Raw genomic sequence first — 12,883 nt, 5'->3', positions numbered from 1 at the left:
CTACTTTTATCATTAATATTCGAAAATTAAATATTAGTTACCTTTAACTTGGTTCATAACTTCTTCAGCAAAGTTGTCTTCGCGTTTTTCAATACCTTCGCCAACTTCATAACGTACGAAAGAAGTTAATGTACCGCCAGCAGCTTTAACAAAGTCGCCAACTTTTTGATCTGGGTTTTTAACGAATGCTTGGTCAAGAACACAGATTTCTTCGAAGTATTTACGTAAACGACCTTCAACCATTTTAGCAACGATGTTTTCTGGTTTACCTTCGTTTAGAGCTTGTTCAGTTAATACTTTGCGTTCATGAGCAGTTTCTTCTTCAGAAACTTGGTCATGAGAAATGTATTTAGGATTTAATGCAGCGATATGCATTGCTACGTCTTTTGCTACTTCTTCATTAGTAGTACCTTCAACTACTGCTAATACACCAATACGTCCACCCATGTGTAGGTAAGCACCGAATGCATCTGCATCAGTTTTTGTAGCTACTGTGAAACGACGAAGAGTAATTTTTTCACCGATTGTAGCGATTGCTGATGAAATATGGTCAGCAACTTTTGCACCATTATCCATAGTAGTTTCTAAAACTTCTTCAACTGATGCTGATTTAACTGCTAATAAATGATCAGCTAATTCTTTTACTAAAGTTTTGAAAGCATCGTTTTTAGCAACGAAGTCAGTTTCAGCATTTACTTCTAAAAGTACAGCATCGTTACCTTTTACTTCAATGTAAGTTGTACCTTCTGCAGCTACACGGTCTGCTTTTTTAGCAGCTGATGATAAACCTTTTTCACGAAGAAAATCGATTGCTGCTTCTAAGTCTCCATCAACTTTCACTAATGCTTTTTTACAATCCATCATTCCAGCACCAGTTTTTTCACGTAATTCTTTAACCATTTTTGCAGTTACTTCTGCCATTGATAGTTCCTCCCTATTAGTTCATATTAATTTTTTGTTCATCGTATATATAGACTTTGAACTATTATTATTATTCTCAAAAAAAGGTGATAAGAGGGTTTAGCCGCTTATCACCTGTTCTGTAATCCGAAATTACTCAGCTGCAACCTCTTGAGCTGCTTGAACTTCTTCTTCTTCACCTTGTTTAGATTCAATCAAAGCATCTGCCATTTTAGAAGTAATTAATTTAACAGCACGAATAGCATCGTCATTTGAAGGAATAACGTAGTCGATTTCATCTGGGTCGCAGTTTGTATCAACCATCGCTACTAATGGGATATTTAATTTACGAGCTTCAGCTACAGCAATACGTTCTTTGCGTGGGTCTACTACGAACATTACGTCTGGTAGATCGTGCATGTCACGAATACCACCTAAGAATTTTACAAGACGTTCATGTTCTTTATTAAGTTGAACTACTTCTTTTTTAGGAAGTACAGTGAAAGTACCGTCTTCTTCCATTTTTTCGATTTCTTTCATACGTGCAACACGTTTTTGAATTGTACCGAAGTTTGTAAGAGTACCACCTAACCAACGTTGGTTAATATAGTAGTTACCTGAGCGTTCTGCTTCTTCTTGGATAGCTTCTTGAGCTTGTTTTTTTGTACCTACAAAAAGAACTTTACCACCGTCTTGTCCAACTTGGCGCATGAAGTCGTAAGCTTCTTCTAATTTTTTAACTGTTTTTTGTAAATCGATAATGTAGATTCCGTTACGTTCAACAAAAATGAATTTTTTCATTTTTGGGTTCCAACGGCGAGTTTGGTGACCAAAATGTACACCAGCTTCTAGTAATTGTTTCATTGAGATTACTGACATTTGTATTTCCTCCTGATATGGTTTTATTGTCCTCCGCATTCGTCATTTGTAGGAGCAACTCTAAAGAATCCTCCAGAGCACCTTCTCCGAACATCAGAATACGTGTGTAATGTAACACCAATTGATAATATATCATAGCGTCAATCCCTATGCAACAATTTTAGTGTTGAAATTTCAATAATAATTCAATTTCTGTTCTTCCTTTTTGTAACATTTTAGCTATTTCGTCAATATTTTTGCCATTTTGATGCAAGTTTCTTACTTCTTCTTCTATGGTTAATTTCTTTCGTTGCTCCATAACACTGTCAGGAATTTCTTTAGTTGAGACTTTTGCAGAAGTATCTTGATATGCCTTGGCAACTAGGTTTCTAGGCATATTAAAATTAGGAGGATCCAGTTTTTCCTTTCTCGTAATTGTATCGCTCTTTTCTTCTTTTAATGGCTCATTTATAATTGATTTAGTGTCTTGCATTCTATTTTCACGTATCTTTTTTAGTTCTCCGATTAATCGATCATTTTCATCACGCATTTCAGCTAAATATATTGATGTTGCTTGATCGATTTCATCTTTTAAACGTTCTTGACTTTTTTCAATATCTTTTAGTCGTGATATTTTAACATTGAGCAATATGATGAAGTAAAAGCTTAATATTTGTGCTATAAACAAAAACACTAATACAAAATATAACATCTTAACTCCTATCCGCTGAAATCTACAAAATGTCCTTTAAAAGGATGTTGAATATGTTCATTATTAGAAGACATATGATTCCTGTTTCGACTTTGGTTTTTATTATTTTCTTTCTTATTAGAATGTTCATCTTTTACTTCTGAAGTTTTATCAGTTTCTAAAACAGTTGTTTTATTTTTTTCAATTTGTTTTTGCAATGCTTCATTTGCAACAGCTTGAGCTGTATTACTTGTCTCTTGAGCTTGCTCTAACAATTTACCTGCTTCAAACGTTTTTGGCAATGCTATTTGTAATTCCAGTGCTTTTAAGCTCATAGTTGCCTCCTTGCATTTTTTAGCTAGTTTGCATCTCGGCTGATAATAATTTTCGCAACTTAAAAAGTGCCTTTGAATGTATTTGAGAAATTCTAGAAGTTGAAAGATGGAGTATTTCCCCGATTTCAGTCAATGTTAACTCTTCTGTGTAAAATAAGCTTAAAACTTGTTGTTCTTTTTCGTTTAATTTTAATATGTTCTCTACTAACTCATCTATAAGTTCAGTTCGAATAATTTCTTGTTCCGGTGTACGAATATGATCATCTCTAATGGCAAATGATTTAACATCCGAATCATCCTGATCTGAATAATGTTCGTCCATTGAGAGCACATTAGACATAAAACTTTCTTGCATAGTTTGATATACTTCATCTACACTAGTGTCAAAATTTTCAGCTACTTCTTCCGGGGTGACATGACGCTGTAATTGTTGCTCCATCAATTCAATCTGTGCTTCTAATTTTTTTGACTTTTCACGAGCGGATCGTGGCAACCAATCTTCTTTTCGCAATCCATCAATTATTGCTCCTCGGACACGGAAAGAAGCATATGTATCAAACTTTAAATCTCTTGATATATCAAATTTATTTAGAGCATCAAATAATCCCATCATGCCTAGGCTTGTTAATTCATCTCTCGATACATTTTTGGGTAACCCTGTACTAATGCGTTGTACATGGTATGAAACGAGTGGGGTATACTTTTTTATCAACAAATCTCCTGCATGAGGATCACGTTTTGCCATCCAGCTCTGCCATAGCTTCTGTTCATCATTTGACGTTGGTTGCATCATCGAATCCTCCTCGCCTACTCTACTAAATTCTTCTAAATCCATGTATATTATATCAAATCTTTACCATTGTTGGGAGCAAAAAATAATACTTTTATCGAAGTTATTCGTCATTCGACATCATTGTTTTAACAGCTTCAGCTAATTCTTTTGCTTGATTTTCAGTCAATATTTCATCCTTATTTTCCTTTAAAGATTTGTCTGCATCCTTTTTATGATTTTGTGTTGCTTTTTCTCCTTCATCGATTGCTTCCTCATCTGAAGAGGTATACATAACAAACGCAATCAAATAGCGGATTAAATACGTAATTAAAAAAACAATAATCGCAACAATAAATGACCAAATTATTATGGTAGATGGACTTTTTAAGGATTGCAATGACATTAAAAAATAAATGGTGAAAGCGATTAATGCTGCGAAACAATTAGTTAAATATGAGCCAACCATTATATTTCTTTCACTCCTTGATTTACAGTACGTATATGTAAAACAGAAGAAGTAGGATCAAACTCAATTGTTCGCCCACTGTTTCCCCCTGTATCTTCTGCAACTATCGGAATCGATAGAAGTTTTAATTGCTGTTTTACTGCTTCTACATTTCTCGGACCAATTCGCATGGAATCCGTATTGGATGTAAATTGGAACATTTGCGCTCCTCCAGCAATTTTAGCTTTTAAATTAAAAGCACGGGCACCTTCAGATTTTAATTGTTTAACCATTGCATATATACCTGTATCTGCAAATTTAGCTGCATTACTCACATTTGCACGCCCTAATTTTGAATCAGGCAACATGACATGAACTAATCCCGCAATTTTTTTTGATTCATCAAATATAACTACACCAACACAAGATCCTAAGCCTGAAGTTCTAATAGAATTTGGTGATTTAGCGATATCCATTTGTGCAATACCAACTTTAATAACTGTACTTTCTAATTCATTCATATTACATAACCCCTAAAGATCCAAAAATAGATTCAAAGGAATCTGGATCAGGGAGTAAAAAGAAATGACCTCGAACAGCATCTGAATCTCCCATATGTTCTTCGAAAATAGTCGTATCTATTACAATAACTTGATCTCCAATTTGAGAAATTTCAACAAGGCCAAAGCTAATAATTGCTCCAAACATATCTACAGCTAAAGCGGGGGGTGTAGGATAAATTTTCAATCTGGTAAAATCCGATAACGCAGATAAGTAAGATCCTGATAGAATATTACCAAGCTCTTGCATGGCTGATATTCCAATTTCTGAAGTTTGCGGGTTTTGAAGGTCAAAGGACTCATCAAAAATTAATTTCTTTATAAAGTGATTTGCCTGTTCTACAGGAAGGATGAAAAACATCCCACCTTTTGCATCACCTTCAATTCTAAGATAAATTCCTGCAACAACTTTCTCAGTGCCCCCCGCTAATTCCATCATCTCATTGAAAGAGATCATTTCAACTTTTGGGACACGCATATCGATTTTCGTATTTAACAAATCAGAAAGGGCTGTTGCAGCGTGTGCAGCCCCAATATTCCCGATTTCTTTTAAAACATCTAAGTGTAAAGACGTAATCTTATCGTAAAATGTCATGAGAATTTCCCTGTCCTTATTTTAAAGTATTTAGTATTTTTTCTAAATTCAATAAAATTAATAATCTTTTTTCAACTTTTGCAACACCAGATATAAATTCTTCTTCATGGAAACCAACCACTTCGGGCTGTGGTTCTATTGATGATTTCGGTATATCCATTACATCATTGGCAGAATCGACGATAAACCCTACTTCCATATTCTCTAATGAAATAATAATAATTCTGGTATCTTCACTTTCCACAGATGAAGTTACGTTAAAGCGGTCTCTAAGATCAATAATTGGTGTTACTACGCCACGAAGATTAATCACACCTTTCACATAGTTAGGTGTTTTCGGTACTCTTGTAATATGCATTGTTTTTTCAATCCCCTGAACTTGGTTGACAGGAATTGCATATTCTTTATCTCCTAATTGAAAGATAATAACTTTTACACTTTCTAAATCTAGTGAATTTGCCAATATAAACACCTCTTTCTACAATTTAAATCGCTTTATTTTATTATTTAATAAGAGAATTACAATCGATGATTAAAGCTATTTCACCATTTCCGAGAATAGTAGCACCTGAGATTGCAAAAACATTGGTTAAGTAATTTCCTAATGATTTTAAGACGATTTCTTGTTGCCCGATGAAAGAATCCACTACGAGTCCAGCCATTTTGTCACCTTTACGAACAATTACAACTGAATACAAATCATTATTAGGTTGTTTCGTGCGTGGTACTTCAAAGATTTCTTCCAGGAACACTAAAGGAACCACCTTGCCACGGAAGTCAATTACTTTTTGATTATGAGCATTTAAAATATCAGCGCTACGAATAATGGATGTTTCAATAATTGATGAAAGTGGAATTGCATAGATTTCTTTTTCAATTTCTACTAACATCACAGAAATAATCGATAATGTTAATGGCAATTGAATTGAGAATCGAGAGCCCCTACCTTCTGTTGAATCGATTGTAATCGTGCCGCCTAATGATTCAATAGTTGATTTAACAACATCAAGTCCTACTCCCCGACCGGATATATCAGAAATAACCTCTGCTGTTGAAAAACCAGATGCTAATATCAATTCGTTCACTTGATTATCTGTAAGTGTATTTGCAGTATCTTTTGAAACAATCCCTCTAGATATCGCCTTTTCTAGTACTTTTTCACGATTAATACCTGCACCATCATCTTCTAATTCGATGAAGACATGATTACCACTGTGATATGCACGTAATACAACGTGGCCTTCTTCAGATTTTCCAGCTGCATTGCGAACTTCTGGGGTTTCAATACCATGATCTAGCGCATTACGAATAAGATGTACAAGTGGATCACCTATTTCATCAATAACTGTTCGATCTAATTCTGTTTCAGCACCTATAATTTCTATATTTACTTTTTTATGCAGATCTCGGGCTAATTGGCGAACCATTTTAGGGAATCTGTTGAAGACCGTTTCAACTTGCACCATGCGCATTGTTAAGATAATGTTTTGCAAATCACCTGAAATACGTGACATTCTCTCTACTGTCTCATTTAATTCAGCATGATTTAATTCTGATGCAATAGATTGTAATCTTCCTCGGTCAATAACAAGTTCCTCAAATAGATTCAGCAAGATATCTAATCGTTCAATATTCACTCGAATAGTCTTGCTACTTGCATGCGTAGGCTTCTTATTAGCAGCTATTGGAGTAGCTGTTTTCGACGGAACTTGGCTAGGTGATTCTTGCTCTTTATGTTGCTCTTGGGCCTCTTCAATTGCAGTAGCAGCAGTTTCACTCTTTTCTTGCATTTCACATTTAATTGGTTTAACTGTTACATTATCTACTTCTGATACCTTCAATAATTTCTGATGTACATCTTCTGCTGATTCTTTTGTTATTAAAGCGACAATAAATTCAAGATCAAATTGCTCTTCCTCAAGTTTCTCAACAGTAGGTGAAGATTTTATGACATCTCCCAACTTCTCCAATATATCAAAGACCATAAATACCCTAGCAGCCTTTAATAAACAATCCTCACGAAGCTGAATTATAATTTCATATGTATTGAAATCTTGTTCAAGTGATTGCTGAATGACAGTTAACTCAAATTCATCGTACATCAATTCTTTTGTACTAGTCATAGGGCCTTCTTGCGTTTCTTCGTTCGTATTGACAAAATCCACATTTTCTAATGGTTCTCCATTTTCAATACGTTTTAATTTTGCAACAGTCACTGTTACATCACGTTTACCATCTCCGCCATTTGCAATATCATCAATCATTGCTTCTAAATGGTCTACGGATTCAAACACAACATCTAAAATTTCTGGTGTTACAGTAATTTTCTCATTTCTAATTGCATCCAACACATTTTCCATTTTATGAGTCAAATCCGCTAAATCTTCAAAGCCCATTGTTGCTGACATTCCTTTTAATGTGTGGGCATTACGGAAAATTTCATTGACAATTGCTAGATCATGTGGGCTTATTTCTAATGCTAATAAGTTTTCATTACAAGATTGAAGATGTTCCTTACTTTCATCTATAAAGACCTCTAAATATTGATTTGTATCCATGAATAGCCCCCCTTTAAGGTAAATACTTCATAATAATATTTGATATATCATCTACATCTGCGACTTCATCAACTAAACCTGTTGCATATGCTGATTTAGGCATACCATAAACAACAGCTGTATTAGATGATTCTGTAATCGCAATCACATTTCCACTATTTTTTAATGCTTGCAATCCTTTTGTACCATCTGAACCCATACCTGTCATAATTACTGCAATCTTATCAAAATCATTGTAAAGACTATTATTTACAAACATTACATCTACTGAAGGTCTATGTCCCACGCGAGGTGGTTCTGTTTGATCTAATACAATTCCATAAGAAGTCCCTATTTTACGAATTAGCAAATGAAATCCACCAGGGGCAATATAAGCAACACCATTTTGTAAGATTTCGCCGTGCTCAGCCTCTTTCACAGTAATTTCTGATAGGTGATCTAATCGATTGGCTAATGATTTCGTAAATCCCGCAGGCATATGTTGCACAATAAGGATAGGTGCTTTAATATTGCTTGGTAGTCTTGGAATCACTTCTTGCAAGGCTCTAGGACCACCTGTTGATGTACCGATTAGAATCATTTTTTTAGAATGCGAATTCCATTTTACTAGATTGTTAACGATAGAATGTGATTCTTGACTAGTAGGTACTTTTCTTTGTAAATGATCAATCTGTACACTTGCTTCAGAAGCAGACAACTTATCTTGCTTTATAAAATCTGTATGACGTAATTTTGAAACATGGACTTTTGCTGCATTTTCCACAATTTCTACTAATTCTGATTCAACTTTATGTAAATCTAATGAAATAGGGCCACTTGGTTTAGCTATAAAGTCTACAGCACCATTTGAAATAGCTTCTAAAGTAATTTTCGCGCCATTCTTTGTTGTACTTGACAACATAACAATTGGTACAGGAAATTCTTTCATAATAACTTTCAAAGCATCTAGTCCATTCATCTCTGGCATTTCTACATCCATTGTTACAACATCTGGTTTTAGTAATTGAATCTTCTTAATAGCATCTTTGCCATTTCTTGCTGTACCAACAACTTGAATAGAAGGATGATTTGCAAAGAAATCTGATATAAGCTTCCTCATAAATGCTGAGTCATCAACCACTAAAAGCTTTTTTTGTTGATTAATAGACAAATAATCACTTCCTTTGCGTAAAAATACTTTTTAATTTTGAGATAAACCTAGACTTACTTTGAACTATAACTTCTTGGATATTCCCTTCTATAAATCGATATGTAATCTCTTTTAATGTATTCGTAATAGGCGCGTCTGGATATAAAAGAGAAAAGGGAACTTGTTTTTTTACAGCTTGATGAACTAGTCTATCTTCAGGTAAAGAGCCTAAAATCATTACTTCCTTTGATAAGAAACGGTGCATGGTTTGTTTTAATCTATTTAATGTATCTGTACCTTCTTTACTTTCTAAAACCCTATTACAAAGAAGGTAAAAGTGCTTTTCTCTATCCTTGAAATGGATATATTTCATCATAGAATAGGCATCCGTTATTGAAGTAGGTTCTGTGGTCGTTACAACAATAATATCGTCAACTGATATTAGTAAATCAAGTGACCAATTTGTGGCACCTGCTCCCATATCAAATAAGATATAATCGTAAGAAGATTGTAGGTTTTCAAAAGCGGTCAATAGCAGCATAAACATTTCATCCGACCATTCTAACAATCCTGCAAGACCAGTACCTCCAGAGATATAATGCAAATTATTAGGTCCTTCAAAGATTACTTCATCTAAAGAAACATCTCCTTGTAAGTAATCTTTCAAGCTATTTCTAGAATGCATTCCTAGTAAAATATGAATATTCCCCATACCGATATCCATATCCACAATGATGACCTTTTTACCATTAGATGCTAATATACTAGAAAAGTTTGTAGCAAAATTGCTTTTGCCTACGCCACCTTTCCCACTAACAACAGCAATTGCTTTTCCTAACTGACTATGTTGTTGCATTTTGATTCTTAATGATTCAGCTTGGTCTCTCATTGGAAATCTCCTTGGAAGAGCAATTTAATCATTTTCTTCAGAGAAGCTTCTTCAATATCTTCTGGTACTTCTTGACCATTGGTATAGTAAGCAAGTCCCTTATTATATTTAACCATTAAATTGACCATTGAGCCAATAGTATTTGTTTCATCCACCTTGGTAAATATAAATCTTTCCACTGGAAATGCCAAAAACCGTTCAATAATTGTTGCCATATCATTCTCTTTTGATGTCATAGACAACACTAGGTAATTTTCCGTATTTGTTTCAACATCAATTAACTGCATGAGATCTTTGATATATTTCACTTCTTTATAATTTCTACCAGCTGTATCGATAAATACTAAATCTAAATGTTCAAATTTTACTAATGCCTTTTCATAATCTTCTTGGCTGTAAACAATTTCAACAGGTGCTTGTAACAGATTTGCATAGATTTTAAGTTGTTCTATTGCAGCAATTCTGTATGTGTCTGTTGTTATAAATCCAATTTTCTTTTTCTTTTGTAAAACTGCATGTGCTGCCATTTTTGCAATGGTTGTTGTTTTTCCTACCCCAGTTGGACCTAATACATTGATATATTTCTTTTTATAAGAAATGCCTCCAAAAGGTAAATCCTTCAATATTATCATCAATTGTTGTTCAGCAATTTCTTGTATTTCTTTTTGTGATAACTCTTTTTTGCTATGTTTTAAAACATGAAAGAGCCCATCACTTATTTGTGTGATGAGCTCAGGGTGTACCTCTTGTTGCTCTAATCTTTTTATAATAAGTGATAGTTCATCCGGATATTTGTCACTTGTAGATTGACGTTGAAACGATTTCAACATTGTTTTTAATTCTGCTAACTCTTTTTTGATATCTTGATTTTGTTCTTCAGTCGTTTGTTCTTTTGCTATTTGCGAATCTACTTTTGAGGGAATGAGTGATTCTATAAGATTAACTTGATCTATTCCTGCTACGACTTCAAAACTCTTCTTTTTAAACATTCCTAAAAAGCCTTTTGAATAGACTACTTTTGAGCTTGATATGATGGCATCATCACCTAACTCAGCTTGTACTTTCTTCATCGCTTCAGCCATTGATGATGCTGTATACTTTTTCATTTTCATTCGACGTTCACCACCCCAACACTTTGAATTTCGATGGATGATTCAAGTTCATTATAGGAGAGAATTGGAATTTGAGGGAAATATCTCTCGGTCAATTGCCTCAAGTACATACGAACTGCTGGAGAACATAATATGACAGGTGCCTGTTCAAATAATGCAATACGCTCTACTTCTTTTGCGATTGATTCTAAAACTGCCTGTGAATCATTTGGATCCATTGCTAAATAATTTCCATGCTCTGTATGCTGAATACTATCTGCTATCATTTTTTCGACTTTTGCTGATACAGTTAATACTTTTATATCAGATTGTCCTAAAGCATATTGAGTCGTAATTTGACGAGCTAATGATTGTCGAACATACTCGGTTAAAACATCCACATCAGACGTTAGTTTTGAATAATCTGCCAATGTCTCAAAAATTACTGGTAAATTTCGTACAGATACATTCTCTTTTAATAGTTTTGCCAATACTTTTTGAATTTCTCCAATAGATAAAGGAGCAGGAGTTAATTCATCAACTAAAATTGGTACGGTTTCTCTTAAGTGATCGATTAATTGTTTTGTTTCTTGACGCCCTAAAAGTTCAGAAGCATTCGCTCTAATAATTTCAGTTAAATGCGTTGATACAACACTTGGTGGATCAACAACAGTATAGCCAAGCATTTCTGCATCTTCTTTTACTTGTTCAGTAATCCATTTTGCAGGTAAACCAAAGGATGGCTCCACTGTATCAATCCCTTCAATCGAATCATCATCGCCTGGACTCATTGCCAAATAATGGTCTAATAACAATTCACCCCGTGCAAATTCATTTCCCTTAATCTTAATACGATATTCATTTGGTTGTAATTGAATATTATCTCGAATTCGAACAACAGGTATCACGATTCCTAATTCTAATGCCAGTTGACGGCGAATCATTACTACTCGATCAAGCAAATCTCCACCTTGTGATGCATCTACTAATGGGATTAATCCATAGCCAAATTCAAATTCAATTGGATCGACATTCAATAAATTAACCACATTCTCTGGGCTTTTCAAATTATCCGTTGTTTCGACTTCTTCAATTTGTTCGAGCTCTTCTATATTCTCTTTTGTTCCTTGCTTCATCCGATAAGCTAAAATGGCTAATACTGCCGCAACAGGAACTGTATAGATAAATTGAATTGGTGTCACTAATCCAAGGATAAAAACCGCTCCAGCTGCTATGTATATTAAAGTAGGATTCGTAAATAGTTGACCTGTAATATCTTTACTTAAGTTACCGTCAGATGCAGCTCGAGTAACAACAATACCTGTTGCTGTTGAAATAAGTAATGCTGGAATTTGGGAAACAAGACCGTCACCTACAGTCAATGTTGTAAACAAATGGATAGCATCTGAAAATCCCATTCCTTTTTGAACAATTCCAACGATTAAACCAACAATTAAGTTGATCAAAACGATAATAATTGCTGCAATTGCATCACCTTTTACGAATTTCGTAGCACCATCCATTGAGCCATAGAAGTCCGCTTCATTACTCACTTTCTCACGTCGTTCTCTTGCTTCTGTTTCAGAAATCAAACCAGCATTCAAATCCGCATCAATGGCCATTTGTTTCCCTGGCATTGCGTCTAACGTAAAACGTGCAGCTACTTCAGATACACGTTCAGCACCTTTGGTTATAACGATAAACTGAATGATAACTAATATAACAAACACAACTAAACCAACTAAAACATTTCCACCTACTACGAAGGTACCGAATGTTTCAACAACATTTCCTGCATCTCCGCCTGTTAGAATTGCTCGAGTGGTTGAAACGTTTAGACCTAGTCGGAACAATGTTAATAATAATAAGAGTGAAGGAAAGATAGAAAATTCTAATGCTTCTTTCATATTCATAGCTGTTAGCAATACAAGTAACGCTAGCGTAATATTGACAATGATTAAAAAACTTAACATCCATGGTGGTAAAGGAATAATGAGCATCGCTACTATCATAATGACTGCAGCCAAAACTCCTACGTCGCTAAATTTCATATGTATCCC

General features: G+C 34.5%; 14 protein-coding genes. All 14 read right to left on the bottom strand.

Annotated features, from left to right (window positions below; genetic code table 11):
- Positions 1-33 precede the first annotated feature (33 nt).
- Positions 34-921: a translation elongation factor Ts gene (tsf, locus tag ACWV26_RS04785; RefSeq protein ID WP_455897232.1), complete on the bottom strand. Its 888-nt coding sequence runs from the start codon at positions 919-921 to the stop codon at positions 34-36.
- A gap of 132 nt (positions 922-1,053) precedes the next feature.
- On the bottom strand, positions 1,054-1,779 hold the full coding sequence (gene rpsB / locus ACWV26_RS04780) for a 30S ribosomal protein S2 (RefSeq protein WP_455897231.1): 726 nt from the start codon (positions 1,777-1,779) through the stop codon (positions 1,054-1,056).
- 160 nt (positions 1,780-1,939) lie between these two features.
- Complete coding sequence (locus tag ACWV26_RS04775; protein ID WP_455897230.1) at positions 1,940-2,470, bottom strand: hypothetical protein; 531 nt, start codon at positions 2,468-2,470, stop codon at positions 1,940-1,942.
- Positions 2,471-2,478: 8 nt separating this feature from the next.
- A complete protein-coding gene (locus ACWV26_RS04770) occupies positions 2,479-2,784 on the bottom strand; it encodes a hypothetical protein (RefSeq protein ID WP_455897229.1) in 306 nt (101 codons plus the stop codon).
- A gap of 19 nt (positions 2,785-2,803) precedes the next feature.
- Positions 2,804-3,577 carry a FliA/WhiG family RNA polymerase sigma factor gene (locus tag ACWV26_RS04765; protein WP_455897228.1) on the bottom strand — a complete coding sequence of 258 codons (774 nt, stop codon included), beginning with the start codon at positions 3,575-3,577 and terminating at the stop codon, positions 2,804-2,806.
- A gap of 100 nt (positions 3,578-3,677) precedes the next feature.
- Positions 3,678-4,022 carry a hypothetical protein gene (locus ACWV26_RS04760; protein WP_455897227.1) on the bottom strand — a complete coding sequence of 115 codons (345 nt, stop codon included), beginning with the start codon at positions 4,020-4,022 and terminating at the stop codon, positions 3,678-3,680.
- On the bottom strand, positions 4,022-4,522 hold the full coding sequence (locus ACWV26_RS04755) for a chemotaxis protein CheD (RefSeq protein WP_455897226.1): 501 nt from the start codon (positions 4,520-4,522) through the stop codon (positions 4,022-4,024). Before ACWV26_RS04755 ends, ACWV26_RS04760 begins: the two co-directional genes overlap by 1 nt.
- Before the next feature lies 1 nt (position 4,523).
- A complete protein-coding gene (locus ACWV26_RS04750) occupies positions 4,524-5,156 on the bottom strand; it encodes a chemotaxis protein CheC (protein WP_455897225.1) in 633 nt (210 codons plus the stop codon).
- Between the two features lie 16 nt (positions 5,157-5,172).
- Entirely contained in the window at positions 5,173-5,619 is a 447-nt protein-coding gene (locus ACWV26_RS04745) for a chemotaxis protein CheW (RefSeq protein WP_455897224.1), read from the bottom strand.
- A 40-nt stretch (positions 5,620-5,659) separates the two neighbouring features.
- Positions 5,660-7,714: a chemotaxis protein CheA gene (locus ACWV26_RS04740; protein WP_455897223.1), complete on the bottom strand. Its 2,055-nt coding sequence runs from the start codon at positions 7,712-7,714 to the stop codon at positions 5,660-5,662.
- A gap of 13 nt (positions 7,715-7,727) precedes the next feature.
- On the bottom strand, positions 7,728-8,813 hold the full coding sequence (locus ACWV26_RS04735; RefSeq protein ID WP_455898178.1) for a protein-glutamate methylesterase/protein-glutamine glutaminase: 1,086 nt from the start codon (positions 8,811-8,813) through the stop codon (positions 7,728-7,730).
- Positions 8,814-8,868: 55 nt separating this feature from the next.
- Positions 8,869-9,732: a MinD/ParA family protein gene (locus tag ACWV26_RS04730; RefSeq protein ID WP_455897222.1), complete on the bottom strand. Its 864-nt coding sequence runs from the start codon at positions 9,730-9,732 to the stop codon at positions 8,869-8,871.
- Positions 9,729-10,844, bottom strand: a complete 1,116-nt coding sequence (flhF, locus tag ACWV26_RS04725) for a flagellar biosynthesis protein FlhF (protein WP_455897221.1) — start codon at positions 10,842-10,844, stop codon at positions 9,729-9,731. The genes ACWV26_RS04730 and flhF overlap by 4 nt, the downstream gene beginning before the upstream one ends.
- Positions 10,841-12,874, bottom strand: coding sequence for a flagellar biosynthesis protein FlhA (gene flhA, locus ACWV26_RS04720; protein ID WP_455897220.1), 2,034 nt, complete (start codon positions 12,872-12,874; stop codon positions 10,841-10,843). The genes flhF and flhA overlap by 4 nt, the downstream gene beginning before the upstream one ends.
- Between the last annotated feature and the right edge of the window lie 9 nt (positions 12,875-12,883).

Source organism: Rummeliibacillus sp. JY-2-4R (genome assembly GCF_053847205.1).
This window is presented reverse-complemented; position numbering and strand designations above follow the sequence as displayed.